The 23,767-nt window shown below is 55.5% G+C and carries 35 protein-coding genes; 6 read left to right on the top strand and 29 right to left on the bottom strand.

Annotated elements, in window-relative coordinates; all coding sequences use genetic code 11:
• Positions 1–120 precede the first annotated feature (120 nt).
• The 8 genes from ACQ4W7_RS26685 to ACQ4W7_RS26720 all read right to left on the bottom strand — a co-directional run bounded on the left by ACQ4W7_RS26685 (position 121) and on the right by ACQ4W7_RS26720 (position 10,001).
• Positions 121–1,413: a DUF3560 domain-containing protein gene (locus tag ACQ4W7_RS26685; RefSeq protein WP_436534587.1), complete on the bottom strand. Its 1,293-nt coding sequence runs from the start codon at positions 1,411–1,413 to the stop codon at positions 121–123.
• A 695-nt stretch (positions 1,414–2,108) separates the two neighbouring features.
• The gene (locus tag ACQ4W7_RS26690) at positions 2,109–2,597 is read right to left on the bottom strand and encodes a hypothetical protein (protein ID WP_436534589.1); all 489 of its coding nucleotides are present in this window, start codon (positions 2,595–2,597) and stop codon (positions 2,109–2,111) included.
• A gap of 110 nt (positions 2,598–2,707) precedes the next feature.
• Positions 2,708–3,151 carry a hypothetical protein gene (locus ACQ4W7_RS26695; RefSeq protein WP_436534591.1) on the bottom strand — a complete coding sequence of 148 codons (444 nt, stop codon included), beginning with the start codon at positions 3,149–3,151 and terminating at the stop codon, positions 2,708–2,710.
• A gap of 269 nt (positions 3,152–3,420) precedes the next feature.
• The gene (locus ACQ4W7_RS26700) at positions 3,421–3,633 is read right to left on the bottom strand and encodes a hypothetical protein (protein ID WP_436534592.1); all 213 of its coding nucleotides are present in this window, start codon (positions 3,631–3,633) and stop codon (positions 3,421–3,423) included.
• Between the two features lie 58 nt (positions 3,634–3,691).
• The gene (locus ACQ4W7_RS26705; protein WP_436534594.1) at positions 3,692–5,617 is read right to left on the bottom strand and encodes a ParB/RepB/Spo0J family partition protein; all 1,926 of its coding nucleotides are present in this window, start codon (positions 5,615–5,617) and stop codon (positions 3,692–3,694) included.
• Positions 5,618–6,402: 785 nt separating this feature from the next.
• Positions 6,403–7,770 carry a group II intron reverse transcriptase/maturase gene (ltrA, locus tag ACQ4W7_RS26710; protein WP_436534596.1) on the bottom strand — a complete coding sequence of 456 codons (1,368 nt, stop codon included), beginning with the start codon at positions 7,768–7,770 and terminating at the stop codon, positions 6,403–6,405.
• Between the two features lie 483 nt (positions 7,771–8,253).
• Positions 8,254–8,733 (bottom strand): hypothetical protein, encoded by a 480-nt coding sequence (locus ACQ4W7_RS26715; RefSeq protein ID WP_436534598.1) that lies wholly within the window; start codon positions 8,731–8,733, stop codon positions 8,254–8,256.
• Positions 8,734–9,707: 974 nt separating this feature from the next.
• The gene (locus tag ACQ4W7_RS26720) at positions 9,708–10,001 is read right to left on the bottom strand and encodes a hypothetical protein (RefSeq protein WP_436534600.1); all 294 of its coding nucleotides are present in this window, start codon (positions 9,999–10,001) and stop codon (positions 9,708–9,710) included.
• 156 nt (positions 10,002–10,157) lie between these two features.
• Here ACQ4W7_RS26720 and ACQ4W7_RS26725 point away from each other — a divergent pair, with 156 nt between their 5' ends.
• Complete coding sequence (locus ACQ4W7_RS26725) at positions 10,158–10,475, top strand: H-NS histone family protein (RefSeq protein WP_436534602.1); 318 nt, start codon at positions 10,158–10,160, stop codon at positions 10,473–10,475.
• A gap of 20 nt (positions 10,476–10,495) precedes the next feature.
• Here ACQ4W7_RS26725 and ACQ4W7_RS26730 read toward each other — a convergent pair whose 3' ends face one another.
• A complete protein-coding gene (locus tag ACQ4W7_RS26730; protein ID WP_436534604.1) occupies positions 10,496–11,137 on the bottom strand; it encodes a recombinase family protein in 642 nt (213 codons plus the stop codon).
• A 118-nt stretch (positions 11,138–11,255) separates the two neighbouring features.
• On the opposite strand from ACQ4W7_RS26730, the gene ACQ4W7_RS26735 reads away from it, so the two are divergent.
• The 5 genes from ACQ4W7_RS26735 (at position 11,256) to ACQ4W7_RS26755 (ending at position 14,705) form a co-directional block, all read left to right on the top strand.
• Entirely contained in the window at positions 11,256–11,732 is a 477-nt protein-coding gene (locus ACQ4W7_RS26735; RefSeq protein ID WP_436534606.1) for a hypothetical protein, read from the top strand.
• 89 nt (positions 11,733–11,821) lie between these two features.
• On the top strand, positions 11,822–12,202 hold the full coding sequence (locus ACQ4W7_RS26740) for a transposase (protein ID WP_436534608.1): 381 nt from the start codon (positions 11,822–11,824) through the stop codon (positions 12,200–12,202).
• The gene (gene tnpB, locus ACQ4W7_RS26745; RefSeq protein WP_426075125.1) at positions 12,199–12,546 is read left to right on the top strand and encodes an IS66 family insertion sequence element accessory protein TnpB; all 348 of its coding nucleotides are present in this window, start codon (positions 12,199–12,201) and stop codon (positions 12,544–12,546) included. Before ACQ4W7_RS26740 ends, tnpB begins: the two co-directional genes overlap by 4 nt.
• Positions 12,547–12,575: 29 nt before the next feature.
• Entirely contained in the window at positions 12,576–14,120 is a 1,545-nt protein-coding gene (gene tnpC / locus ACQ4W7_RS26750) for an IS66 family transposase (protein ID WP_436534610.1), read from the top strand.
• Between the two features lie 252 nt (positions 14,121–14,372).
• Positions 14,373–14,705 (top strand): hypothetical protein, encoded by a 333-nt coding sequence (locus ACQ4W7_RS26755; RefSeq protein WP_436534612.1) that lies wholly within the window; start codon positions 14,373–14,375, stop codon positions 14,703–14,705.
• 304 nt (positions 14,706–15,009) lie between these two features.
• On the opposite strand, the gene ACQ4W7_RS26760 is transcribed toward ACQ4W7_RS26755, so the two are convergent.
• The 20 genes from ACQ4W7_RS26760 to ACQ4W7_RS26855 form a co-directional block, all read right to left on the bottom strand.
• The gene (locus ACQ4W7_RS26760; RefSeq protein WP_436534614.1) at positions 15,010–15,300 is read right to left on the bottom strand and encodes a hypothetical protein; all 291 of its coding nucleotides are present in this window, start codon (positions 15,298–15,300) and stop codon (positions 15,010–15,012) included.
• Positions 15,301–15,393: 93 nt separating this feature from the next.
• A complete protein-coding gene (locus tag ACQ4W7_RS26765; RefSeq protein ID WP_436534616.1) occupies positions 15,394–15,813 on the bottom strand; it encodes a DUF7673 family protein in 420 nt (139 codons plus the stop codon).
• A 103-nt stretch (positions 15,814–15,916) separates the two neighbouring features.
• Positions 15,917–16,159: a hypothetical protein gene (locus ACQ4W7_RS26770; RefSeq protein ID WP_343029607.1), complete on the bottom strand. Its 243-nt coding sequence runs from the start codon at positions 16,157–16,159 to the stop codon at positions 15,917–15,919.
• Between the two features lie 324 nt (positions 16,160–16,483).
• Entirely contained in the window at positions 16,484–16,771 is a 288-nt protein-coding gene (locus ACQ4W7_RS26775; RefSeq protein ID WP_436534618.1) for a hypothetical protein, read from the bottom strand.
• A gap of 217 nt (positions 16,772–16,988) precedes the next feature.
• A complete protein-coding gene (locus tag ACQ4W7_RS26780; RefSeq protein ID WP_436534620.1) occupies positions 16,989–17,495 on the bottom strand; it encodes a hypothetical protein in 507 nt (168 codons plus the stop codon).
• A gap of 18 nt (positions 17,496–17,513) precedes the next feature.
• Positions 17,514–17,744 carry a hypothetical protein gene (locus ACQ4W7_RS26785; RefSeq protein WP_436534622.1) on the bottom strand — a complete coding sequence of 77 codons (231 nt, stop codon included), beginning with the start codon at positions 17,742–17,744 and terminating at the stop codon, positions 17,514–17,516.
• Positions 17,745–17,757: 13 nt separating this feature from the next.
• The gene (locus ACQ4W7_RS26790; RefSeq protein WP_436534624.1) at positions 17,758–18,087 is read right to left on the bottom strand and encodes a hypothetical protein; all 330 of its coding nucleotides are present in this window, start codon (positions 18,085–18,087) and stop codon (positions 17,758–17,760) included.
• A gap of 18 nt (positions 18,088–18,105) precedes the next feature.
• The gene (locus ACQ4W7_RS26795) at positions 18,106–18,303 is read right to left on the bottom strand and encodes a hypothetical protein (protein WP_436534626.1); all 198 of its coding nucleotides are present in this window, start codon (positions 18,301–18,303) and stop codon (positions 18,106–18,108) included.
• A 7-nt stretch (positions 18,304–18,310) separates the two neighbouring features.
• Positions 18,311–19,216 (bottom strand): AcrVA2 family anti-CRISPR protein, encoded by a 906-nt coding sequence (locus ACQ4W7_RS26800; protein ID WP_436534628.1) that lies wholly within the window; start codon positions 19,214–19,216, stop codon positions 18,311–18,313.
• Positions 19,217–19,343: 127 nt separating this feature from the next.
• Entirely contained in the window at positions 19,344–19,817 is a 474-nt protein-coding gene (locus ACQ4W7_RS26805) for a hypothetical protein (RefSeq protein ID WP_436534630.1), read from the bottom strand.
• A 105-nt stretch (positions 19,818–19,922) separates the two neighbouring features.
• Positions 19,923–20,147, bottom strand: a complete 225-nt coding sequence (locus tag ACQ4W7_RS26810; RefSeq protein WP_436534632.1) for a hypothetical protein — start codon at positions 20,145–20,147, stop codon at positions 19,923–19,925.
• A gap of 175 nt (positions 20,148–20,322) precedes the next feature.
• Positions 20,323–20,565, bottom strand: a complete 243-nt coding sequence (locus tag ACQ4W7_RS26815) for a hypothetical protein (protein WP_436534634.1) — start codon at positions 20,563–20,565, stop codon at positions 20,323–20,325.
• Between the two features lie 141 nt (positions 20,566–20,706).
• Positions 20,707–20,889 carry a hypothetical protein gene (locus tag ACQ4W7_RS26820; RefSeq protein WP_436534636.1) on the bottom strand — a complete coding sequence of 61 codons (183 nt, stop codon included), beginning with the start codon at positions 20,887–20,889 and terminating at the stop codon, positions 20,707–20,709.
• 57 nt (positions 20,890–20,946) lie between these two features.
• Entirely contained in the window at positions 20,947–21,132 is a 186-nt protein-coding gene (locus tag ACQ4W7_RS26825) for a hypothetical protein (RefSeq protein ID WP_436534637.1), read from the bottom strand.
• Positions 21,133–21,223: 91 nt separating this feature from the next.
• A complete protein-coding gene (locus tag ACQ4W7_RS26830; protein WP_436534639.1) occupies positions 21,224–21,439 on the bottom strand; it encodes a DUF7706 family protein in 216 nt (71 codons plus the stop codon).
• Positions 21,440–21,507: 68 nt separating this feature from the next.
• Positions 21,508–21,858, bottom strand: a complete 351-nt coding sequence (locus tag ACQ4W7_RS26835) for a hypothetical protein (RefSeq protein WP_436534641.1) — start codon at positions 21,856–21,858, stop codon at positions 21,508–21,510.
• A 249-nt stretch (positions 21,859–22,107) separates the two neighbouring features.
• The gene (locus ACQ4W7_RS26840; protein WP_436534643.1) at positions 22,108–22,272 is read right to left on the bottom strand and encodes a hypothetical protein; all 165 of its coding nucleotides are present in this window, start codon (positions 22,270–22,272) and stop codon (positions 22,108–22,110) included.
• A 79-nt stretch (positions 22,273–22,351) separates the two neighbouring features.
• Entirely contained in the window at positions 22,352–22,555 is a 204-nt protein-coding gene (locus tag ACQ4W7_RS26845; RefSeq protein WP_436534645.1) for a transcriptional regulator, read from the bottom strand.
• On the bottom strand, positions 22,555–23,220 hold the full coding sequence (locus ACQ4W7_RS26850; RefSeq protein WP_436534647.1) for a site-specific integrase: 666 nt from the start codon (positions 23,218–23,220) through the stop codon (positions 22,555–22,557). The genes ACQ4W7_RS26845 and ACQ4W7_RS26850 overlap by 1 nt, the downstream gene beginning before the upstream one ends.
• 291 nt (positions 23,221–23,511) lie before the next feature.
• Positions 23,512–23,767, bottom strand: a 256-nt coding sequence (locus ACQ4W7_RS26855; RefSeq protein WP_436534648.1) for a hypothetical protein, incomplete at its 5' end; no start/stop codon positions are given.

Below are 23,767 nucleotides of genomic sequence, written 5' to 3' on the forward strand. Positions count from 1 at the left end.
ATTAACCGCGTGCGCTTTGTTTTCTGCGGCGGGGCGATACGCCCGCCGCCTGGGCAGATACGCGGCGGTGACACTGCAATGGTCGCACTTGCGGCCGTTGCAGTGTGGGATGAACCCGGCTTAGATAGCCTTATCCGTTTGCTTTGCGTCCGTGATGAACACTTGCACAAGGGTGGTGGCCCCGCGCACATTGGTCAAGACGTTACGGGCGCGATGTTCCGGGCGTGTTGATGTTGCCGGGATAATACGAACGGATTTATAGCCATCGTACTTAGCCTTCCACTCGGCAGTTGTCATTTTCTCGAAATTTTCGCCGGGGTAGTTGAGCAAAGGAGGAAGTTTTTTATTTTCCTTCGCCTGTGCCGCAGCCTCGGCACTAGGCGCCTGATAATCTTTAACTTCAGGCAATTGACGAATGCGCCCCTTCCCGGTGGAAATACTGTTGAGCACGCCGCCGCGCTTGTTCAGCCGGGTGACGGTTTCCCACCCTTGGCGAATGAACACTTGACCGCCAACTTGTATATCAAATCCTTCTGCCACCAAACCGCCCTGCTCACCCAGCATTGCGCGTTCGTATGCAATACGGAAAGTGTAATGCTCATTCCAGCGCAGGGCGCGTGCAGCTTGTCGCGCATAGGCAAGCAAGGCAAGCTCTATCGCTTTTTCATGAGTAATCACCTGGCCCGTGAGCGCTGAGTACAGGCTCATATCACCTTCGTATTGCGATGCAGGCGGGTTGCGCGGGAAATGTTCCAGCGGGAACTTTCCATTGAGGTGAGCGCGACCAGCCAAAAATAAGACCTGCTCCGGCGTCAAGCCGTCCATGCTCCATACTTTTTTACCTGCTGCCGCATCGTCAATATTCCGTTGCGCTTTTCGCTGATCCGCTTCCAGGCCTTTGATGCGGCGATGGCGAACAGCTGGCAAAGATTTGTATTTTGCGTGCCTTACCGCTGCCGCTGCCCGGCGCTCCCAATACTGCGCAGTATTCCAGTTATCAACCGATTTCCGCATGCCAGCGGTAATGCGCGCCGCGTCCCGGCGTGCGCGCCCTTCGCTGTGATGGCCAACCAAAATAGGCTGGCCAAACGGTATTTGACCCGCAAGGGCTGATGCTGCATTGCTTGCATTGGCTGCGTCTTTCAGGCGGCTTTCTTGGTAGCCTTCAAACCGTTCTGAGCGTTCTTCTGCGCGCTCCAGCAAAGATTTATCCTCGTCGTCCACTTCGCCACATAACGACAGTAACAAGTCATAGCGTTGCGGCGTCCACATGGGGGCAATAAAACATTCTTGTTTCGGCGCCCAACGATACCCGGCGGCAATGACTTTCTCATACAGGTCTTTGTCCAATCGACTGGATGCGTACAAACGCAATTTGTTATCGTCGGGGCTGTAGGTGCCGGAAAATGTCATGAGAAAAATCCTTTCGTGTTGTCGTTAAAAATGGACTGCCCGGACCCCAAGATCCGTGACTGTCGCGTTAGGTTTTAGAGGGAACGATTAGAGCTGTGGCGGTCTGTGATTACCGCCGTATCCCCTGAGTCCCGTGTCTGTGGTTCGAGCGATGACCGGGGGAATAGAGAGACAGGCAAAGGCTGCGCGTATAAAAAGGGAGGCCGTAGGCTGACCGGCTTTATGCCGCGCCGCACTTGCCTGTTGAGCGCCCCGGTCTAAAGTCCGAACCCATGAACACGAGGACTGAGGGGATTGGTAATTACGACGCCTGCGGGTAGAAGTTCCGACGCGCGAAGCGCGCAGTCACGGAGCGCCAGGGGCGCTCCCTGAATGGGTTTTGTGGGGTTGGTGTTGTGTGGGTTTTATCAGCCTGGCCGTCGCTGTGCGCGGCCAGCTGGAGCATGGCGAACCTGCCTGCGGATCCGCCCCGATCTTGTCGGGGAAAATCCGCTAAGGGGTGCCATGCTGAGGTGGTAATGCCGAGCGTAGCGCTGGAGCGGTAGCGGAATGGACAAGGCGAAGCGAACGATTGAAGCCCGTATGGGGCGAGACACGGTGCGTAGCCCGTGGCTCGATGCTTGCACGAAAGCGCGGTTTTTCCCGGAAGGGAAAAATGGCCCAAGCCCTGCTTTTTGAAAATGACAACGCTTCATTCAAATTGCAAGAATCGGTATCCTGGGGGCCATCAGCACTTGCCGTCCATCCAATGCATTATCCGATGTATTGGACGACCCCAGCTGAGATAAGGAAATGAAACGCTCGCGGTCGACCTGGTGGCGCTTCACCTTGAAATTTTCATCCACCACATCATTCATTCTGGCCCACTGATTCCATGAAAAACTGCGCCCAAGGCCCACTGTTGTTTTTGAACTTGGAAAGCGATCACCTGTTTTTACCAGCTCCTCCCACGTCCCGCCAAACTCGATTTTGTCAAACCGACTATGGCGACCAGTCAGCGCGTTATACTCCAACACAAGCGCCCGCTCAAACAGGTCAGGATGATATGCGGCGAGCCAGTAAAGTTCCCAATGCTTCGAGGCAGGACAAAAAAAACACGAACTTTTCAAGGGCACGAAATCAGCACCAAGCATTTCGGTAATGGCATGCACGCACTCCGGCCGAGCCCATTCGATGATCTGCAAGGGGTAACAGTATTCAAAATACTCATCCGAGTGCGGTAAATTTTTCGACCTACGCATGTCAGCGACGCCTTTATCATACCCAATCAGCTTGATTATTTTGTTCCCCGTCTTCAAATACTCAAGCCACAAGGGATGGGGATTTTTCTTGTTCGGCCCGTTTTCGCACCCATCAGAAATTGATCCTGGGGAACCTGCTTCCACTTGATTGAACAGCTTTTCATACCAAAAACCAGCGAAGGCAATGTCTCATTTTTTAGGCAGTTGCCATATAAGTCTTGATAGCCAGTCGATGCAAGCGGCACTTTTTTACAAACGCTAATCTCGGGCCAGTTCCAAGCCCGCATAACATCATTCATCCTATCCAGATGCAGCATGGTTTCTGGCTTTTCCGATGCCAAGTCAGCGAAGGTAATGGCATCCGGCCTGATGCCAGCACAATGCAATGCAACGAGCATCGCTGTCGAATCGACGCCCGCGCCGTAGCACAAAACTAGGCGGCGGCCATACAGAGCAGCGCGAAGCGCTGCGATTTGGGTTGTGCTTAGTATGCTCATGTTGTCATTCATTATTGCCGTAGTGGTGGGTCTGTGTTGGCTCTAGCGGCGGTGAGGCTGCTTTCTGGCTTGCACTGTGTAGCAGTGCAAGCCAGAAAGCAGCAAGGCCGACGCATGGCTGATGCAGGTAAGGGATACCGTCCTGCATCAGCCTTTTTTTCTTGACGCGCCGGCACGCCTGCGTGCAGTCGGCGCGGATCTCGATAGGCTCGGGAAAACTGGCAAGTGCCGGGCCGCGATTGACTTGCGGATCGGCTCTTGCCAGTCTCTTACTCGATCAGGTAATGCTCTCTCAGAATGGTAGCGTCAACGTGCTTGCCAGCATGAACAGCATCCAGCAAATGCTGCCGGTGGGTATGCAGCGTATCGCGCAGATAGGCTCCCGGATCATTGCCGGAATACGTCTGCGAAAAATGAGGATTGCCGTGTGCTTGCAACCTGAATTCTTCCCACGTCATTTCGTAGGGTTCTTTTTTCGCCATGAAATTTGCCGCCCTTTCTTTAGTGACTGCGGCAAGTGCTTGCCGCAGTCGTCAAAATTTAGGCTGCAATTTGAAGAATCGTGGGCAACCAGCGCGTATCCCGCATGGATTGCTCTGCCGCTTCCGCGAGGGGGATTTTCTTCATATCCGCGAGGGGCTTTGCCACCTCGGCAGAGATTTCCGAAGCAACAATCGAAATAATGTGGTGCTTGGAGACTTGCGAAAAATAGCTGGTGCGCGTCGGCTTCCACCAGTCCGCCATATCCAAATCGACGGCCTTGCCAATCTGCATTGCTGGCTCGTGTGCTGTTTCATCACTTTGCACAGTGTTGAGACTGTAGGCTGTGCAATACGCCAGCAAGTCCAGCACAACGGCTTGCTCTTGTTCTAGCAGCCATGCAAACAAGTCCTTTGGCTTGGTTGGCAAACGGTCTTCCCATTGCATGTATACCTGCCCGAATTTTTCCAGTGCGATGCTGCTGGATGCGATTTCATCGCTCTCGTTTTTCAGCCATGTATGCGTCAAGCTAATCTGTGCTGCGCTTCCTTCCCGGATGTATGTCTGCCCGAACTTGAATACACTCAAGGCCAATTTGTGGGCCAATACAACAAGTGCCACGGGGGTACGTTCGGCCAGCATGACTTGCAGCGCAGCAGTACGATGCGCGGTCAACTGGCGAATCAGTTTTTCAGAATGGACGGATTTTATTTTTGCTGGTTGGCCACTGCTACCGCTTGCGGTATCTTGCCCTGCTTGCAGTTCTTTTTTATCTTCTGGCCGCACCATACCATGATGAAGCTCAATTTTCCCTTGATGATCAATCGTCACGATGACACCAGCAATTGATGCCATTTCTGGCTCAGGCTCCAAATACGCCTCTTCCAAGGCGTTGATTTTTTCATCAATCGCCTCCAATTCGGCTTCAATTTTTTCCAGCAGTTCTTCCGTCAGATCGCTTTCTTCACCATCATTTTCAGCATCGGTTTGCGACTGAACTAGTTTGGCTTTTTCTTCCAACAGAGCAGCATGGATTGACTGATCGACTTCACTGAAACTCATCGTCACGGTTTCGCAGCGCGTGAACCGTCGAAGCTCCGTACTATCAATCGTGGTTGCATAATCGACCCACGCCCATTTACCGTTAATCATGCTCGCGCTCTCACGTTCCAGCTTCGCCACTGCGACGCTTTCCAGAAACGCGGCATCCCTCAAGTAGCCTTCGCCAGCCACCGAGAACAAATCTCGCCGCACCTCGCCGCCTGCTTTTTCATATTCGTCCAAGCCAACAAATTTTGCGACCTTGTTGTTTGCAACGCTGATTTCCTGCGTAGTAATCAGGTTGCGGATAGCGTGGTGAGTACGCTGATGATGCGGCAGCGCATCCCATGCCTGTTCTTGCGTCGCATGATCCTCAGTCAAGGCCAGCGCCATCAGTTGATCTAATGTCGCGTCTCCGTCTTCATACAACGCAAACAACCGTGGCGCGACGTTTGCCAGCTTCAAGCGGCGTTTGATGGTGATCTCGTCCACACCCCACGAAGTGGCGATTTCTTCCACACTAATGCCCGCATCAGCCATTTCTTGAAATGCACGAAATTGGTCAGCTGGCGGCAACGCTTCGCGGCCACTATTTTCTGCCAAGCTGATAGCAGTCGCTTCTTGAAGAGTGCAAATAAGAACAGGGATCACAAAGTCGTGAGGGATTTTCCCTTGCTCGATAAGCCAGATGATCGCGGTAAGACGGCGGCCACCCGCGACAATTTCCAGAACGATTTTGCCTTTTTTCTTCGCTGGCACGAAGCCAATCAAGTTTTGCAATAACCCCTGCGAGAGTATTAGCGCGGCCAGTTCTTCAATGGCGGCTTGCTCCTTGGCGGACAACTGATTGTTTTTCAGGCGGCGCACGTTGAACACCTTGGAGCGCACCAATTGCGCTGCGGTGAAGGGATAGGTTTTGCCAACTTGGTAGGTTTGTGCCGTCATGGAAATCTCCAAAAAAAAGATAGTTTTCAAACTGCCCGGACCCCAAGATCCGTGACTGTCGCGTTAGGTTTCAGAGGGAACGATTAGAGTTGTGGCGGTCTGTGATTACCGCCGTATCCCCTGAGTCCCGTGTCTGTGGTTCGAGCGACGACCGGGGGTATAGAGAGACAGGCAAAGGCTGCGCGTATAAAAAGGGAGGCCGTAGGCTGACCGGCTTTATGCCGCGCCGCACTTGCCTGTTGAGCGCCCCGGTCTAAAGTCCGAACCCATGAACACGAGGACTGAGGGGATTGGTAATTACGACGCCTGCGGGTAGAAGTTCCGACGCGCGAAGCGCGCAGTCACGGAGCGCCAGGGGCGCTCCCTGAATGGGTTTTGTGGGGTTGGTGTTGTGTGGGTTTTATCAGCCTGGCCGTCGCTGTGCGCGGCCAGCTGGAACATAGCGAATCCTGCATGCTGGTTGCCATGCCTGGAACGCCTATGGCGAAAGAGGAGGCCGAGCGCAGCGCTGGAGCGAAGCGGAATGGACAAGGCGAAGCGAACGATTGAAGCCCGTATGGGGCGAGACACGGTGCGCAGCCCGTGGCTCGATGCTTGCACGAAAGCGCGGTTTTTGCCGGTACGGCAAAAATGGCCCAAACAGCAACATCGCATGATCGGCTAGAGAGCGAAAACTTTGGCGCGCTAAAGAATTTGAAATCGGCATAGGGGGCAGCCGTGAAGGCCGCTCCCCTGCCACACCACCCGGCATGCGGGTCCGCACCGGGCGGTTCGAGTAGTTGAGGTCAAGACAGGCGCGGTACGCCCAGCCGGTCGAAATACGCAATAGTGAGCACACTATTGAGCAGCTTGGCGCTGTTGCGCCACCAGCGGCGGCTGTTGGCCGCCACTCGTTTTGCCACCGATGGCGCAGCCCCAAGTTTCAGCAATTCCCGATACATGGTGGTTCCACGCTTCCAGTGCCTGAGCTGGATAGCTCGCAGCCTGTGACGTAGCCATTCATCGAGGGTTCGCCATATCTTGGGCGTTTGCGCCAGCTGGAAATACCCCTTCCATCCCAGCATATAAGAACGAAGTCGTTCCACCACTTGCCCCATGCTGCGCCCACCGGAACGGCGGGTCAGCTCACGGATGCGCTGTTTGAACGTGCTCAGCGCCTTGTCGGCCACCTTGCGCTTTACTTCGCGTCCTGGCCCCACCCACAGACTGTAACCGAGGAACTTGCGACCAAAGACGCTGGCCACAGCGCTTTTTCTTTCGTTGACCACGAGGTGCAACTTGGCATAGCAGTGGCGCAACAGCGCCATCACCCGCTGGCCCGCACGCACGCTGCGCACATATACGTTCGCATCGTCGGCGTAGCGCGCAAAGCGATGGCCGCGCCGTTCCAGTTCCTTGTCCACTTCATCGAGCATCACGTTCGCCAGCAACGGACTGAGTGGCCCGCCTTGCGGCGTGCCCTCGCCCCGTGCCAGCACCACACCATGATCCATGATGCCGCTGTTCAGATAGGCCCGGATCAGACGGATCACTCCGGCGTCATCGATGCGTTTCCTCAGACGGTCGATCAAGATGTCATGGTTGACCCGGTCAAAGAACTTCGACAGGTCAACATCCACCACGACCCGCAGCCCGGACTGGACATACGCTTGCGCGGCCAACACCGCATCTTGCGCACGCCGGCCCGGACGGAAGCCGTAGCTATGCTCGCTGAAAGTGGGATCAAGTATCGGTTGCAGCACCTGTAGCAGTGCTTGCTGGATCAGGCGATCCGTCACCGTCGGAATGCCAAGCTCGCGCTCGCCACCGTCAGGCTTCGGGATCGTCACCCGACGTACCGGACTGGGCCGATACGTCCCTGCCAACAGTTGTTCTCGAATGCCCGGCCACGTAGTCGCTAAGTGACATGAGGTCTGGTTGATATCCAGCCCATCCACGCCAGCCGCTCCCTTGTTGGCACGCACACGCTTGAACGCCCGCCGCAGGTTCTCTGTCATCAGCGCCGCTTGCAGTAGCGCCGACCCCGTGTTTCCGGTGGCATGTCGCGGGCAAAACGCTTCGTCGCTGGAAACATCAGGCATGGCTTCACCTTGCCCTAAGGCCTCCCGCCCCGCTCTCGCGGGCATCTGACGCTGTGCTTTCTGCATCGACATATCGGATTCACTCCTACTCGTTTGGTCCTTCATCGAAGGGGTCAAGCCTTCCCGGCGCTACCTCCGACTACTATGACCTCTGCTGAGACCCCGCTCCGACTTCCATCGTCGCCCTTTCAGGCACAAGGCGGGGCGTCCCCAGGTAAGGGCCGCACTCCTTCATCACACAACCGCCACATTTACGCCACCTCTCCTTGACCACAAGAGCTTCGCGGTTTTTGGCCCGCTCGCCCTGATTGGCAGCGCCTTCTATGTGGTTCTTGTCCATCGGCTCATGATTTATGCTCCGTGCCGTGCCGCATGCGGCACGTTCCCACGGTCAGTTACCCTTCCGCAGTTGCGCTTCACTTCGCTCACTGTGGTCAGCTCGCGGCGGGACTTGCACCCGCAGGAATGCGCCCATGCTGGGCGCACCAAAAAAAAAAAAAGCGGCAAGAGAAAATCTCTTGTCCGCCTTTTACTACTTTTTGAAGAGTCGCAGCGTTAAAAAACACCTTCTTCTTCATTGGCAAATTCTCGTGCCCAATCCAGATAACCCAGATCGATCACCAGCTTCCACATCTGCTTATCACCAGACTTTGCACGAGAGTTCAAAAAAACCTCGTGCTCTGCGTCTTCATGACTACAGCGATCACGATAACGAATCAAAGCAATCAACTCGTCGGCATCAAGAGGTGCTTCACGTTTCTTACCATCGGCAAAATACCAACGGAAATACTCTGCTTTGCCCCACATCATCCGAGAGTCATCAAGATCCGGGCAATCAAAGCGGGCAATATCACTAGGATGGAGAGCCTTACCTTGAAGTACCAAATCGTCATAATCGTTTGCCACAATCCCGCGCAAATCCGAAGCAATTCCCGTAATTTCAAAGAATTGATTCGTTTGCTCGTGAAAGTGGGCAACCGCATGATGAGCGCCAAAAATGACACCTGGGTTTGCCACTGTTTCAAATGCTTGCATGTCGATCTTCCTTAAAAACAAAAAAGACTTCGTGCATCGCCCCGTAGGACAACGCAAAGCGAAGTCATACGGGTTAATGAAACAATGGTGTAAGCCTACCAGAACTTGCACAGCGCAGCAATGGCGGGAGAGCCCGTTTCCCACAGTCATGAGCATGGCGGCGCTAGGTTGGCGTAGCTCTAGGCTGATGTCGGGGTTTGATGCGGCCGCCTTCGCCTGGCGCGAAAGCGCCGGGAAGGACTGGCCACAGATCGCCCGCCAGTCAGGCGGGCGGGGCATTCCTGCTGCAACGGCACGCCCTGGGCGTGACGGTTGCAGCCTGAGCGGATTTTGGGATTTATACCTGCGGAGGATGAAGTAATCGGGGACGTATGAAAAGTAGCCGCCCTCGCCGTGCGCGCAAGCGCCGGCGAGGACCGGCTAGGCCCGCCCGCAAAAAGCGGGCGATTGTCAATCTTGCTGCAACGATGCGCCATGGGCGCGTCTGGTGCAGCCTGGGGAGCTTTTGCTGGCTAGTACAAATTATGAGGGTCATCACCCTCAAAAAAATCACAGTAATCGCATCGGAGATAGCCATACATATTTAGAGAACCCGCCTCGGAAGCTTGCCAATATACTTGCTTGGCTAATTTCGTACACGCGGGACATTGCACAGCATTGCTACCCCTGTCGAAATTTAGGCCGCCAGGCTCAACGCAGCCACCAAAAAAATCAGCCATTGAATTCAACATCATCAAAAACAGGTCTGTTTTTACGGTAGTGAAAAATCGACCCAAGCAAAGTAGCCACTCCAAACAATAACAAAAAATATAGTATTGCTTCAATTTGCAGAGGTGATGAAAATTTCATATTTTCGTATTTTTGATATTTCAACAACCCGTAGACTGAAAATGCAATAGAGAAACTACAACTAAAAAACTGAAACCAACAAAATCTCAAATAATTCATAAAATATATCAAAGCTTTTCTCATAATCATTCCTCAAAAAATCCTAGTTGTCGCGGATCAATATCACTCATTAATGCCTGATCAAGTGCGATGATGCCGTGGTCAGTTATCACGTATTTCGACACGCCCCCCGCTCTCTCCTGGCAAATGCAGTCGCGTTCGATCAACCGACGCAGCACCCCCCCTGCGGCAACAGCGGCGCCCTGTGGCTCCATGTCACGATCAGCCCATAGGTGATAGCCCACTTGCGCCGTTCCATATAACGGACCGTCATCAATCAAAAGCTTCAGCAGTTGTCGTTCTATTTTTGATAAACTCATAACCCACCATGGACTGATAACTTTAGCGCGCCAAAGTCTTTCAGTTCAAAAAAAATCAACCTCACGCCTAAACCAAATTTTAATATAAATCCTTCATACAGAAATGAAAATAATATATAATTTCTCTCACGTTTACAAACCAAAGGAAATATTTTGATGGATATCTCGAACCTGAACACTACTGAACTGCGCGACCTTCTCGCAAATGTTTCGAAACAAATCAAACACAAAGAAGCCGAAGAACTGGACGCCGCACGCAAGCAGATTCTTGAAATTGCAGCAAATGCAGGCATTGCAGTAAAAGACATTTTCAGTGGCAGCGTCAAACCACTCAAAGAAAAAAGTAAAGTGGCAATCCGCTACCGCGATCCTTCCAATGCTGCGAATACGTGGACAGGCCGCGGCCGCACTCCCACCTGGATTAAAACCTTGATCGAAGGTGGCGCAAGTCTTAACCAGTTCAAGGTTGATTGATTTGTCAGCCCCGGGAAGCATCAGCCTTCCTGGGGCTCTTTGGGGGCTCCGTCCAGCTTGTATTTTGCCCAAATTTTCTTCACTTGAGACGTACTACACCCTACCAAATTTGCAGTATTAACAACACTTTCCCCGCCTGTCCGAAATGCGATGATCCGCTTATGCATCAGGATATTTGGGCGTCGCCCTGCATATTTCCCAGCCCCTACAGCCAAATCAATCCCTTGCCTCTGCCGGGTACGTCTATCCTCATAATCGTCCCTCGCGCTCTGCAAGGCTAAACGCATAAGCAATGCTTGTAGAGCATCTAGTACAATCCGCGCCACCCCCTCCGCTTCATTCGCCAAATCTGAAAAATCAACGATACCTGGTATCGCCAATCTCGCGCCCTTGGAACGAATTGAATTGATTAAATTCTCCGCCTCAGCCAGCGGTAGCCTGCTAATTCTGTCAATTTTCTCTGCAATTACCACGTCATCTTTTTGAAGATCATCAATCATCCTCAACAATTCCGGGCGGTCCGCCCGTGCGCCGGATGCCTTTTCTCTATAAACCCCAGCAATATAGAACCCTGCATTGATCGTGCTTTCTATGATGGAGCTTTGACGTACCAAACTTTGCTCCTCTGTACTCACTCGTAAATAAATTCTGGCTGTCTTCATCGCATCCTGACTGGTTTATTCGTTAAATTTCCACCCCTACAGTACGGCGCATCAGGGATCGAACACATACAAACCACTGTCTGCCGTCAGTGAATTTTACCGGCTCAACATGATTCGGATGAAATTGAGGTATGACGCTGTATACAGCTTTGGCCACCGGCCTGGCCGTCATCGAGCGCAGCGCTCGATCGCCAGCTGCAGCACGGCGCTGGCCAGCTGGTCGACGGCACTGCCTGATTTTGTGAATGTGGGCGCTGCGCGCCGGGGGCGCTCTGGCGCCACCAGCGCCCCCCGTGCCGCCCCGCCCTGCAGGTGGACACTTCCCCACGCCTCGATGCGCCGCGCCCGCCTGCAGCTGATGGACGTGTCAGCGGCGCCGACCTGGTGCGCGCTCTCGCGCACCGGCCAGCTGGCCAGCATCATGGATCTGTTTTGTGAATGTCGCCCTGGGCGGGCGCGTGGCCACCGGCCTGGCCATCATCGAGCGCAGCGCTTGATCGCCAGCTGCAACACGCCGCAGCTGCCGGCGCCCACGGCGCTGGCCAGCTGGTCGACGGCACTACCTGATTTTGTGAATGCGGCCGCTGCGCGGTAAGCGTCGGCCCACCGCCGTCTAGCCTTGGGCACCGCACGATGCCATGATTGAATTTGGGGCACAAATGGATTGTGTCCACAAATTTATTTATGGACACAATAATTCAACCAGTTACAACCAGGGCGAAACGCGGGCCGTATCGCCGTCACAGCGATGAATTCAAGCGTGCCGCTGTGGCACGTATGCAGGTCGATGGCGCCTCCGTTTCGCTGATCGCCCGTGAGCTCAAGATCAATACCAATCAGTTGTTCAGTTGGCGCAAGCGTTTCGGTGACGGGGCGCTTGCCGGCGGCAATGCGCCAAGCCAGCTGGTGGCCGTCACGGTGCTCGACACCTTGCCCGCAAGTGCACCGGTCGCCAGCACCGTACCCGGCGTTATCGTGCTCAGCGTGGGCCACGCCCAGCTGCGTCTGGAGGGCCAGGTCGATGCGGCGACGCTGACACTGTTGCTGGCGCGACTGCTGCCATGATCGGCTTGCCAGCAGGTACCAGGATATGGTTGGCAGCTGGCGTCACCGATATGCGTGCAGGCATGAACGGGCTGGCCGTCAAGGTGCAGGCGGCGCTGGCCGAAGACCCGTTCAGCGGCCACGTGTTCGTGTTTCGGGGGCGGCGCGGCGACATGCTCAAGGTGCTATGGTGGAGTGGTGATGGTCTGTGCTTGCTGTCCAAGCGGCTTGAGCGCGGCCGCTTCGTCTGGCCGCAGGCCGCCGATGGCAGTGTCGCACTGACGCAGGCACAGCTGTCGATGCTGCTCGAAGGCATAGACTGGCGTCGGCCAGAGCGCACCTGGCGCCCCACGTCGGCCTTGTAAACGTCGCGTACCTCGCGTAAACTCGGTCCATGTTCAACCCTGCCGACCTGCCCAACGACATCGATGCCCTGAAGGCATTGCTGTGGGCGCGTGAGGTCGAAGTGGCGGGCTTGAAAGCGCAGTTGAATACCCGCGCCGCCGAGATCGAGCATCTGAAACTGCAAATTGCCAAGCTGCGACGTATGCAATTCGGCCGCAAGTCCGAAAAACTCGACCACCAGATCGAACAACTGGAGTTGCAGCTTGAAGACTTGCAGGTCGACGACGCCGAGGCCGAACGGGAGATGCCGGCAGCAGACCAGGCGCCGCGCAAACGGGCGGCACGCAAGCCTTTGCCTGAGCATCTGCCGCGTGATGAACAGCGCTACCTGCCTCCCGATGAAGCCTGCCCGTCCTGCGGCGGCAAGCTGCATCAACTGGGCGAGGACGTGGCCGAGCAACTCGAGTTCGTGCCGGCCAGCTTCCGCGTGATACGTCACGTGCGCCCGAAACTGGCCTGCGGCTGCTGCGACGCCATCGTGCAGGCGCCTGCCCCAAGCCGGCCGATTGCGCGCGGTATCGCCGGTCCCGGCCTGCTGGCGCATGTGCTGGTTGCCAAGTTCGCGGATCACCTGCCGTTGTATCGGCAGTCGGTGATCTACGCCCGCGAAGGTGTCGAGCTGGACCGGGCCCTGCTGGCCAGCTGGGTCGGCGCTGCCAGCGCGCTGCTGCGCCCGCTGGTCGATGCCATCCGTAAACACGTACTGGCTGGCACTAAATTGCATGCCGATGACACGCCGGTACCAGTGCTCGCGCCTGGCAACGGCAAAACCAAAACCGGGCGCCTGTGGACCTATGTGCGTGATGATCGGCCAGCTGGCGACAACACGCCGCCGGCGGTGTGGTTCGCCTACTCGCCGGATCGCAAGGGCATCCACCCGCAAAGCCACCTGGCCCAGTTCAAGGGCGTGCTGCAAGCCGATGCCTACGCCGGCTTCAACGCTTTGTACGAAAATGGCGATATCCACGAGGCAGCCTGCTGGGCGCATGCTCGGCGCAAGTTCCACGACCTGCATGCAGCACGGCCATCGCCGCTGACAACCGAAGCGCTGCGGCGCATCGCCGAGCTGTATCGGATTGAAGCAGAAATCCGTGGCAAACCACCGGACCAGCGCAAGTCAGTGCGGCAGACAGAAGCATGCCCCTCGCTCGATGACCTGGAGCGCTGGCTGCGCACGTCTCTGGAAAAGCTGTCCCGCAAGTCGGACACGGCGGCGGCCATCCTGTATGCGCTGAACCTGTGGCCGGCGCTGACGCGCTACTGCGACAACGGCGCCATCGAGATCGATAACTCGGCCGCCGAACGGGCGTTGCGCGGTATCGCCATCGGCCGGCGCAACTACCTGTTCGCCGGCGCCGACAGCGGTGGCGAACGGGCGGCCGCGATCTACTCTCTGATCGGCACCGCCAAGCTCAACGGTGTTGACCCCGAGGCTTGGCTGCGCCATGTACTGGCAAATATCGCAGAGCATCCGGTCAACCGGGTTGGCGACTTCCTGCCCTGGAACTGTGCCGCACAGCTCCCCTCAGCCTAAACAACACGCCGCTTCCCAGCGGTGTGATGCCATCATCTAGCAAATCAACACCCGGTTCAAGACGGAGCTGGCTTTACGCTTACGCTGCGCGCCGGGGGCGCTCTGGCGCCACCAGCGCCCGCCAGCGCCGCCCCGGCCTGCAGGTGGACACTTTGCGCCGCGCCCGCCTGCAGCTGCTGGACGTGTCAGCGGCGCCGACCTGGTGCGCGCTCCCGCGCACCGGCCAGCTGGCCAGCAACGTGGATCTGCTTTGTGAATGTCCCCCTGGGCGGGCGCGTGGCCACCGGCCTGGCTGTCATCGAGCGGGGCTCGATCGCCAGCTGCAGCACGTCGCCGCTGCCGGCGCCCACGGCGCTGGCCAGCTGGTCGACGGCACTACCTGATTTTGTGAATGCGGCCGCTGCGCGCCGGGAGCGCTCCGGCGCCACCAGCGCCCGCCAGCGCCGCCCCGGCCTGCAGGTGGACACTTTTCCCCACCTCGATGCGCCGCGCCCGCCTGCAGCTGCTGGACGTGTCAGCGGCGCCGACCTGGTGCGCGCTCTCGCGCACCGGCCAGCTGGCCAGCAACGTGGATCTGTTTTGTGAATTTTCCGTTAACCGAACAGACGCGAATTTGCGGGAGCATCGCGTTTGAATCCGCGAATTAATCTAGTCTTAATCGCGTATATCGCATTGATAAGCATGATGAATGGATTGAGGTAGTCGATGACTGGGGCCAACAGGCGATATACCAGTAAGGCAAACAACACCGCCACGAAAACTTGGGAGTTCACGAGCGATGCAAATGTTGGGTTTTTCAGAAGCGAAATAAAAAATTCCATATCTAATAAGCTTTCTTGTAGTTCCGGCTGGTGAGTGGCGCCAAGTCGGCACCAATCTTTTTCGAGGATTAAACTGCTGTCGGCAAGTGCTGGCTTGCCAGGCCATGTTTGTTATACGCTTTGGCCGCGTCGCGTACTGCCGCTTCGATCAGAAACGCATTTGCCTTACGTTGCGCTGCGCCACCAGCGCAGTGCTCTGGAACATTATGGAAAGCGGTTGCCATGTCATGAATAATTTGCTGAGCCTCGGCCGACATTGGGCGTGCTGTCAACATGCGGATCAGTACAAAGGCTTCCGACGCAGCCCGCAACGCGGTCTGCTCAGTTTCATCCAGTGTTTCGATATTGGTAGCGCTCATCTGTGTTCCTAGTATTGGCCGGCACCACGCCGTCCTCATTGAACCAGGCCCGCTCATGGCGGGCCGTGTGTGCTGCTGGGCGTTTTCCGTCCCTTAGCGCCAAGTCGATCCGGCATAGTCCTTGATGCCCCAATCCTTGGCCAATGCTGCCCAGATCGCGTCACCGTTGTCGAAGTAGCGATGTACCTCTTTCGCCGGCATGAAGTCCATTTTCAAAACGGCCAAACAGTCATCGAACAGCTCGTAATCGAGGCGCCGAAGGTCGGTCAAGTCGAACGGGAAACGATCACCGTTGTAAAGGTTCAGCAGAAACCGGGCGATCACGGACGACTGGCCCGTATCACGCTGCGCCACTGGCAGCAAACGGCGCAATGCCGCCTCCCCCTCCAAGCGAATTGCCGGAAGCTTAGCCATGCGTGCATCACGCTCGCGTGCCTCGGCCTGCATAGCGGCACGCATGCGGGCCTCTGCTTCTGGATCAGTTTGGCGGAGTACCCCAGGTTTATGTTGCATGTTTGGCCTTTCATCGTTTATGGTCATACACTGCGCAGGACCTTCTCAATGCCCCAGCCCCGCTCGCGGCGGGGCAATGGGGGTAGCTGGGACTTTTCCGGGCTTAAATGCGCTGAATGAGGGAGCCTAACAAGCCGGACATTGGGCGCTTGCTTTGGCGCTCCACAGGCATTCCAGCAAAGGCACTCATTCCGTCACGCGATTTGGCGATCATGACCTGGTGCTTGACCATGCCCGAGTCGAGCAATTCGGGCAGAATCGGGCCTACGCCCATTCCGGTGCGCGTAGGCGCGAAGATCACTTCGTGATGTTCCAGATGCGCGATATCGGTTTTCGTTGTTGTCATGGTTGTGCCCTTAAAAATTATTTATACCGTTTCCAAACCATAGCCGGCAGCGGGCGCCACTATGGCGCGTTTTCCCTATCGCTTAGAAGCACCTCGGGCCTGCTCGGCCGCGTTCTTAGCGTCGTCGCCTACAGTACCGATACATGCAACCTTCGCCCCTTCGGTTGAGGTCAACCACGACGTACACTGTGAATCGTTCCACAACTTCGCCGCGAACAGACCCACACCTACGACGATAAGCAGGACAATTACCCTCTCGCGGCGCTTTTGTATGTTGAATTGCTTCATACCTAAAAACTCTGGTCGTTTTCTCATGCCGTTTTCTTACTTACTAGCGCGTAGTTGGCGAATTTGCATGCTACACGCACGATCCATTTCCAATAGTTCACGCAGTTTTAGCACCTGCACAGCGAGGGCTTGCGCTTCACTCAAGGTGGAGGCTGAAGGAATACGGTCGTGGTGATCAGCGAAGTCTCCGGCATCTGTCGTCACGATGTATTTACCTGCATCCACCGCCTCTTGCGGTCCAGGAAGATCCTCTGCTCGGTAAATTCTAACGTTATACCGCTTACAAAGCTCTTCATCAGCCAGTGTGTAACTTGGTTGATCCATGATTTTCCTTAGTGGTGGCGAGTAACGACAGTTTTGACCTTAGCAGTCACCCCTTGCTCATCGCCGCACAAAGCCGTATTTGACTCGACTACTTGCGTTGCGGCCTTCACGGACCTTTCAAGCGTGATACGAGTGCGTCGAATGCTGATGTAGCAAGCGATGCTAACAACTAGCGATGCCAGCGATATGATGAGTTTAAAATCCATGATTTTCCGAGTTAGGTTGGTCGATCGGTTTCAGTCCGACTCTTCGGCTCTGCTGCGATCATCGGGAACGGAAGTTCAACGATCTGCTCTTTGTCCGAGCCGTCCTTTTCCAAAAAACCAAACATATTCTGGACGAAGGTGTAACGGACACCGCGCAACTCGCTAAAAAGTGCATGCAACCTGTCCCGCTCAGCACTGATGATATTGTCCACCTCGAAATGATCAACGGTGAAACGGCATCCGGTGTGCGTCATTACAAGGTGAACGTTCGCGTCGTTAGCGTCGGCACACCACCAATGGGAGGCCCGCATAGCGGGAGCTTTGTCGTCTTTTTCAGAGGCCACGAAACGAACATAAATCGCACAAGTTGCTTTGCGATCGTTCAGTATCCCGATTTCCATAACACCGCGATTCACAGTGATCTCCAACTGATAACGCGGATCATTCAGCGCGAACACTTCCCGAATTTCCTGTTTGTAGTCGGCTGCATTGATGGTGACAGGCTTTGTATTGTTCATTGTGTATTCCGTTCTAGGTTATACGGCCGCAGCCGTTTGTTTGTAGGTTTTCTCGACGTCGCTTTCGAAAATACGCTCGCCGGTCACGGCATGCTCTACCCACACGCGCCAGCCGTTGGTCGCGACCTTCTCAGCACCTGTCAACGCCTCGCTGCGCTTGATCGCACCTGCAGCATCCGTTGTCACGTGAGCGAACATGGCGGGGTTCCCAGCCACGTACTTGATGATCCAATTCTTTTGAGTAGCCACGGTCTTTTCCGGGTCATTTGCCTGCCGGATCGGGCAGGCACTTAATCGCATATTTCACCGCCTGCTTCGCTTCCCGCAAGGTGGTGAATCCTTTTACTTCGACTTCTCCAATCCGTAGCTTTTCAGCAGCAGAACCATCAAGAGATTTCGCCCAAACCCAACCGGGGACGTTCACGGTGAAGCCGCGTCCGAAAAGCTGTGTGCGGATCGTGGCCACCGCCTTACCAGCGACAGTTGCGGTGTGCGTGCGCAGGCCCGATTCACCGGGATCGAGCCACGCCAGCTCACCGGACAAGACGCGCCCGACTTCCGCCCAACGGCCTTCAAATTCGGTCAGCTGCATACGGCGCGTTTTCCGGTTCTAGTTGATGGTAACTGCGGCCGGTGTTGCCGCAACCGCATCAGCGTCGCAGATCGCGGCCTGATCGGTGCCGAATGGGCCGACCCACAACTTATTGCGGCCATGCTTCCGTGTTTTGGAAACGTAGTACCAGCCCCGCTTTGTCGGGATTGGCTCGCCTTCCATCTCGGCGTGGTTATCGATCAATTTAACGTCCATGAATTTCCTAGGCCAGAGGCCGTTGATTGACTTTGTAAGATTTATCGACTGACCCACGCTCAGGATTACCAATCAATGCATGGCGAACCCAAATTATCCTGCTGTCAGAAAGACGCCGCAAATGCCCCCGGCGCCAATGAACTCGGGGGCCATCACGGCTACCAAGCCGCGTCCCGCTTTCACCTTGTTCCACGTCGCCAGGCAAGTTTAGAACGTGGTAGCTATAAAGCGGTTCTCGGTTGTTTTTGGTGCGCTTTTTAGCTAATTTTGCAGGGGGTTCTACGACTGTACTTTTTACATTTTCACAGTTCACCGTCAAGCAAAATTCCAACAGCGGTTTGAACCCATTCTCCAGATCAGAATTAATTTGATCTTGAGTCAAATTTTCATACATTTCTGGATGACACGGAAAATCATGGAAACCTGTAACCAAGAACTCGCCATGTTCATCCTTGGCAAGTTCATCGGGGTTGAAGCCCCAAACAACAGTTGAAGGCTCCCACTCACTTTGCTCATCGTCATAGTAAAGCTGCGTAAAATAGATGGCTCTGTCCCAGGGATTTTTTACTTTGAAAACGGTACTTGCCTCATGAGTCCAAGCAACAATAATTCTCTTCGATGAAACAAGCGAACCCGGTTCCGGTGGTAAAAAATTTGCATACTCTAAGGTCACAATTGGGTAAGGCAACCGAAGCAAAGCAGAAAATTCTTGTCGATAATCCTTCAAATCTATGAGAAGCGCATCATCTGGCAAAGAAAACTTTGTTGCCGCTCTCATCACCCTAATCGTCTCATCCATCGCAGATGAGGATTGAGGGTATGCTCGTTTCACGATGTTTCGTAAGGTAATCAGACTTTCGATAGCCTCAGTGGTAAAGCGGCTCACACTCTCAAATGACAATGACGTACTCATACTTTTTAAGCTTTCCTTGCGGCGGGATAACTGCTTTTATCATCGGCCAGGCACTACGCTCGACCTTCTCATTGAATCTGGCCCGTCGATGCGGGCCGTGGGGCGCTGCTGGTGCGTTTTCCGATGCTTAGAGCTTGGTGTCGCGCTTGAGGATTTCTACGGCGGTTGCATTACCCGCTGCTGCGGATTTTTCGATCCAATGCTTGCCGCTATTTTTGTCGCCAGCACGGATCATGTTAAACCCTTGGTAAAGCATAGCTTCGGGCAAGCCTTTTTCGGCTAGAGCGGCTACGCGCTGAATTTCGCTTTTGGGATATTTCTTAGCCAACCACAGCGCCGCTTCATCCTGGCCGCTGTTGGCTAGTTGTTCCATTGTCGGACGAAGGGAATCGGCCTTTTCGCGTTCGGCCCACTTACCCAGCTCGTCGCCTCCGATTTCGCACGCCCCCCAAATTGCCAAGCCGATAGCAAGTGTTTTGACGACAGCGTTCTTGGTTACAACGATTTTGCGCGTCTGGCTGCCATCCTTGGCAAAACAGGCAATCTCAAAAGCTGTTTGGTTGCCGTTACGCGACGGGCTTTCAATTGTTGCATTAGTCATAATGTCGGATACCTAAGTGACGAAGGCAAGCACCACGCCTGCCCTTTCACTGGAAATGCCGACTCATGGCCGGCGTGGGTGCTGCTGGGCGTTTTCCGGTCCGAGTTAGCGGACGCGGGTTTTATTCCATTTGAACGCCGCGTGCGCAAGGATCGCTACGCCGCCCACGGCGACGATCCAAAACATAGTGCCGTAGGGTACGGGCGTAGCGAATGGCGCGTCATCCGGCAGCGGAACGTGGGTCACGGCGTTGTAGGCGCCGCCGATGGCCAGCGCGAGGCCAATCAGGGTTTCGAGCAAATGGAAGCGCAGAAAATCGAGTAGTTGCATGGTGTAACTCCTTGGAATGTGTGTCCGCATTGTGGCGGGCGTTAATGAGCTGGTTTTGACTTTAATCAACTAGCCTTTCGGTCATGGCCAAACATGCACCAATCATCATAATTCGCCGCGCACATTGCGCTGCCCATGAACATCATTATATACTATTTATCGTGGCGCTCCACAATTATTTATTAGCTAGTTCAATCAAGGCTGCTTCGATTGCAGCTCGCTCATCCGAAAATCGAGCAGCAAGCCGTGCCAGCGCTGCCGTCGCAGCGGGCGACAGACGCAGGCGGCTGATAACCTTGCCACCAGAAGCCAAGAGCGCTGCATCGCGGTCGCGGCTGCGTTCGGTGGCAGTCTTGGCTGCGCCCGAAGGTGGACGGCCACGCCGGGCCTTCGGTTTCTCCTGCGGTAATTCTTTCATTTGCTATCCAGTCCGGCTGCGGCCGGTACGGTGCGCACCAGGGCGCGACATTCCTCGCTGGCCAGCACTGTGCCGACCTTCTCATTGCGCGTGGCCGCATCATGTGCGGCCGTAAGTGCTGCTGGGCGTTTTCCGGGTAATTTAAGGCACGTATGCCGGATCAACGAGGCAACCGTTGGCGAGTGCCTGTTTTGCGTTTTCGATGGCTTCCTGCTCAGTCTCACCATCACTCTGAACACCGTTGGCCCACGCAAGCCAGTAATCGGCAAACTCGCCTTTTGCTTCGGGCCAGTGGTTCGTCTTGATCTTAATTTCGTCGTTCATACTTTGGTCCCGTTTATGCATAAGATGGACGTGCTGCATGGGCTGAATTTTCCTCGATCAGACTGAACGATAAGCGGGGTCAACTTCGGCACCCGCCGCCAAGCGAGCTTTCGCATCCGCAATGGCGTCCTCTTCGGAGAAACCATCACCTTGCACGCCACCGGCCCAGGCCAGCCAATAGTCGGGCCAGTCGGGACGTTTCCCCTCTGGATCGTGCAGCGTGCGAATTTCGATTTCTGACATTTTCAACTCCTGTAATTGCATCTTTACACCAGGCGTAAAGACGGTAATTCTTCGCGCCAGCGGCCGGCATGCGGGCTGCATCAGGGCGCGGTTAGCGCGGTGCGAAGCCAGCATTGGCCAATGCCTGGCCAACAGCCATTACGCCTGCTTGCATTTGGTATGCGCACTCTTCGCGCTGTTCATACTTCAAATGAGGCTCAACAAATGAAGCGAAGGTATCCAGCGTCGAGCGCTTTACGAATTGGGCCAACTGCATTGCGGATGCCTCGTCCATAGTGACGGTGATAGTGACTTGGTTTTCGCTCATATTGATCTTTCGTGTAACACCAGCGGCCGGCTGGTTACGGGCGCCACCAGGGCGCGATTTCCTCGACTTCAGTAGTTCACGTGGTGCATGGGAATCCCATGCTGCTTCAGGTTTTCTCTCCCGGCCTCGACGCTCAAGACCGGGATTCCCATTTTCTCAAGCTTCGCTGCGCGCACATCGGCTCCTGGTGCAACATCGGACAATGTGGTGCGGTTAAGCCTGCACCCACTTTCGTTCACGCCACCGATAAGGCGCCAGCCGTTCGCAAGTTGCACCAGGAAGGCATCACGCATCGGAATGGCTAACGTGCCTGTGAACTGGATACCAGACGCAGACTCGCCAGGATTGACCAAGGCCATCATTAGAAATCCATCGCTGTTTAGGGCGAGGTACTGGCCTGCAAATTCGGCTGCGTTCATGGATCAGTTCCTTTACATTCGGGCCGAAGCCAAATAAGCGATCAGTTTCGCCTCAATCATTTTTGCCTTCGCTGACTTACGCACGATCCGCTTAGTCTCCTGGCCACAGCACCGGCATTTCCAAACAGGACGGCTTACGATTTCTCCATCTACTTCGTCATAAGCATTCGTCTTGTCTGCCAAATCACCGCCGCAGATCGGGTTCTTGCACAGGCGGACGTGAGCGCGTGGCATGGTCAATTCCCTCAGTTAGACGCCAGCGAGCTTGGCGATACGCCGCAATTCAGAGTCGGACTTAAACGCCAGCGAGAAAAAGGTATCGCCTTTGTCAAACGCCTTCTTCTGGTTCATCGCCGCGTGCTCCAAGTGCGCGATGATCGCCCAAATCAGATTGCGTTTATTCTCGATGGTCATTTTTTTTGGCTCCTTTAGTGGCTGCGCAACTGCGCGTCCATGAGCACCATTATATACCCTCAATGAGGGTAGTCAAAATTTATTTTGCCTCGCGCTCCAAAATTTCACCGATGAACTTCCACGCCATATCAGACATACCACGCGATGAATCGCTAGGCGGCAAAAGCCAGTTATCCAGCGTCTTGCGGGGGACTGCGATGCGGGCCGCGAATTCGTCCCGAGTCATGCCCATGCGCTGCATGGCATCACGTAAAAAGTCCTGCTGATTAGACTTCTTCGTCATCAGAACACCCCTGCCGCTATCTTGCCAAGCCGTACCGGATCGGCATCAATGAGCAACTTCGTTGCCCGCAAGGTCTTCATCCCAAGAAGGACTTTAATGTGCTTGAGGTCTACCGGCCTATCACCAGTCGCCAATCGCACTCCAAATGTCCGGCGTGCTGACATTGCGCTTGCGCCGTCGATGCCGGCTTGCTGGTGCAACTTGCGGAATAGCTGACTCAGGCTATCGCAAGAGTAGCTGACAGCGCCGCTGCTGGTCGTCCGCTCGGTCAGCTTGTACGGTTCACCGTCATCCGTGAGGAACAGCGGCGCATCAGGGTCAAGGCCACGGTAGGCGGCCTTTTTCGTAGTGACGCGATGGCGATGCCCAATGCGGTGTGCCAGGTACTTGTCGATGGCTTCGACCACCTTTCTATTTGCCCAGTACAGTGGCCTCTCGCTACCGTTGTATGCGATATCTGGCGTCACTGCTGATTCATCGCGCACAGAGCCGTCAGCGTTCAAGTAAGCCTTGAGCGGGAAACGGGCCAACTCAGTCAGCATCATGCCGGTGCCGTAAGCACAAGTCAGTAGTGCCACATTACGTATGGGGAATTCGCCGCTGACGGCAGCCACCTTCAGCATATGCCTCAGTCGGTGATCCTCAATATAGGGAGCTTTTGCCATTAAATAAATTGCCGTTTTAGGTTTAATTCAGAGTTAGTTAGGGTGAGCATAACCTGAAATTGCACCAGCAATCAAGGCCACACATCACTTCTCGGAAAAACCTGTCGCGCCTATTTCCAAAACCGTCGCATTAATTTCAAAAAGGCACACCACCAGCGCCCGCCTGCAGCTGCTGGACGTGCCAGTGGCGCCGACCTGGTGCGCGCTCTCGCGCACCGGCCAGCTGGCCAGCAACGTGGATCTGCTTTGTGAATGTCGCCCTGGGCGGGCGCGTGGCCACCGGCCTGGCCGTCATCGAGCGCAGCGCTCGATCACCATCTGCAGCACGCCGCCGCTACCGGCGCCCACGGCGCTGGCCAGTTGGTCGACGGCGCTACCGGGTTTGTGAATGCGGCCGCTGCGCGCTGGGGGCGCTCTGGCGCCACCAGCGCCCGCCAGCGCCGCCCCGGCCTGCAGGTGGACACTTTCCCCCGCCTCAATGCGCCGCGCCCGCCTGCAGCTGCTGGACGTGTCAGCGGCGCCGACCTGGTGCGCGCTCTCGCGCACC

The sequence above is a fragment of the Janthinobacterium algoris genome, assembly GCF_051380935.1.
GTDB lineage: Bacteria > Pseudomonadota > Gammaproteobacteria > Burkholderiales > Burkholderiaceae_D > Janthinobacterium.

What these genes read in the sequence shown, in the direction of transcription:
- ACQ4W7_RS26685 (WP_436534587.1), bottom strand. Translation starts at nt 1,413, where the DNA reads ATGACATTTTCCGGCACCTACAGCCCCGACGATAACAAATTGCGTTTG.
- ACQ4W7_RS26695 (WP_436534591.1), bottom strand. Translation starts at nt 3,151, where the DNA reads ATGAGCATACTAAGCACAACCCAAATCGCAGCGCTTCGCGCTGCTCTG.
- ACQ4W7_RS26700 (WP_436534592.1), bottom strand. Translation starts at nt 3,633, where the DNA reads ATGGCGAAAAAAGAACCCTACGAAATGACGTGGGAAGAATTCAGGTTG.
- ACQ4W7_RS26705 (WP_436534594.1), bottom strand. Translation starts at nt 5,617, where the DNA reads ATGACGGCACAAACCTACCAAGTTGGCAAAACCTATCCCTTCACCGCA.
- ltrA (WP_436534596.1), bottom strand. Translation starts at nt 7,770, where the DNA reads ATGTCGATGCAGAAAGCACAGCGTCAGATGCCCGCGAGAGCGGGGCGG.
- ACQ4W7_RS26715 (WP_436534598.1), bottom strand. Translation starts at nt 8,733, where the DNA reads ATGCAAGCATTTGAAACAGTGGCAAACCCAGGTGTCATTTTTGGCGCT.
- ACQ4W7_RS26720 (WP_436534600.1), bottom strand. Translation starts at nt 10,001, where the DNA reads ATGAGTTTATCAAAAATAGAACGACAACTGCTGAAGCTTTTGATTGAT.
- ACQ4W7_RS26725 (WP_436534602.1), top strand. Translation starts at nt 10,158, where the DNA reads ATGGATATCTCGAACCTGAACACTACTGAACTGCGCGACCTTCTCGCA.
- ACQ4W7_RS26730 (WP_436534604.1), bottom strand. Translation starts at nt 11,137, where the DNA reads ATGAAGACAGCCAGAATTTATTTACGAGTGAGTACAGAGGAGCAAAGT.
- ACQ4W7_RS26735 (WP_436534606.1), top strand. Translation starts at nt 11,256, where the DNA reads ATGAAATTGAGGTATGACGCTGTATACAGCTTTGGCCACCGGCCTGGC.
- ACQ4W7_RS26740 (WP_436534608.1), top strand. Translation starts at nt 11,822, where the DNA reads ATGGACACAATAATTCAACCAGTTACAACCAGGGCGAAACGCGGGCCG.
- tnpB (WP_426075125.1), top strand. Translation starts at nt 12,199, where the DNA reads ATGATCGGCTTGCCAGCAGGTACCAGGATATGGTTGGCAGCTGGCGTC.
- tnpC (WP_436534610.1), top strand. Translation starts at nt 12,576, where the DNA reads ATGTTCAACCCTGCCGACCTGCCCAACGACATCGATGCCCTGAAGGCA.
- ACQ4W7_RS26760 (WP_436534614.1), bottom strand. Translation starts at nt 15,300, where the DNA reads ATGAGCGCTACCAATATCGAAACACTGGATGAAACTGAGCAGACCGCG.
- ACQ4W7_RS26765 (WP_436534616.1), bottom strand. Translation starts at nt 15,813, where the DNA reads ATGCAACATAAACCTGGGGTACTCCGCCAAACTGATCCAGAAGCAGAG.
- ACQ4W7_RS26770 (WP_343029607.1), bottom strand. Translation starts at nt 16,159, where the DNA reads ATGACAACAACGAAAACCGATATCGCGCATCTGGAACATCACGAAGTG.
- ACQ4W7_RS26775 (WP_436534618.1), bottom strand. Translation starts at nt 16,771, where the DNA reads ATGGATCAACCAAGTTACACACTGGCTGATGAAGAGCTTTGTAAGCGG.
- ACQ4W7_RS26780 (WP_436534620.1), bottom strand. Translation starts at nt 17,495, where the DNA reads ATGAACAATACAAAGCCTGTCACCATCAATGCAGCCGACTACAAACAG.
- ACQ4W7_RS26790 (WP_436534624.1), bottom strand. Translation starts at nt 18,087, where the DNA reads ATGCAGCTGACCGAATTTGAAGGCCGTTGGGCGGAAGTCGGGCGCGTC.
- ACQ4W7_RS26795 (WP_436534626.1), bottom strand. Translation starts at nt 18,303, where the DNA reads ATGGACGTTAAATTGATCGATAACCACGCCGAGATGGAAGGCGAGCCA.
- ACQ4W7_RS26800 (WP_436534628.1), bottom strand. Translation starts at nt 19,216, where the DNA reads ATGAGTACGTCATTGTCATTTGAGAGTGTGAGCCGCTTTACCACTGAG.
- ACQ4W7_RS26805 (WP_436534630.1), bottom strand. Translation starts at nt 19,817, where the DNA reads ATGACTAATGCAACAATTGAAAGCCCGTCGCGTAACGGCAACCAAACA.
- ACQ4W7_RS26810 (WP_436534632.1), bottom strand. Translation starts at nt 20,147, where the DNA reads ATGCAACTACTCGATTTTCTGCGCTTCCATTTGCTCGAAACCCTGATT.
- ACQ4W7_RS26815 (WP_436534634.1), bottom strand. Translation starts at nt 20,565, where the DNA reads ATGAAAGAATTACCGCAGGAGAAACCGAAGGCCCGGCGTGGCCGTCCA.
- ACQ4W7_RS26820 (WP_436534636.1), bottom strand. Translation starts at nt 20,889, where the DNA reads ATGAACGACGAAATTAAGATCAAGACGAACCACTGGCCCGAAGCAAAA.
- ACQ4W7_RS26825 (WP_436534637.1), bottom strand. Translation starts at nt 21,132, where the DNA reads ATGTCAGAAATCGAAATTCGCACGCTGCACGATCCAGAGGGGAAACGT.
- ACQ4W7_RS26830 (WP_436534639.1), bottom strand. Translation starts at nt 21,439, where the DNA reads ATGAGCGAAAACCAAGTCACTATCACCGTCACTATGGACGAGGCATCC.
- ACQ4W7_RS26835 (WP_436534641.1), bottom strand. Translation starts at nt 21,858, where the DNA reads ATGAACGCAGCCGAATTTGCAGGCCAGTACCTCGCCCTAAACAGCGAT.
- ACQ4W7_RS26840 (WP_436534643.1), bottom strand. Translation starts at nt 22,272, where the DNA reads ATGACCATCGAGAATAAACGCAATCTGATTTGGGCGATCATCGCGCAC.
- ACQ4W7_RS26845 (WP_436534645.1), bottom strand. Translation starts at nt 22,555, where the DNA reads ATGACGAAGAAGTCTAATCAGCAGGACTTTTTACGTGATGCCATGCAG.
- ACQ4W7_RS26850 (WP_436534647.1), bottom strand. Translation starts at nt 23,220, where the DNA reads ATGGCAAAAGCTCCCTATATTGAGGATCACCGACTGAGGCATATGCTG.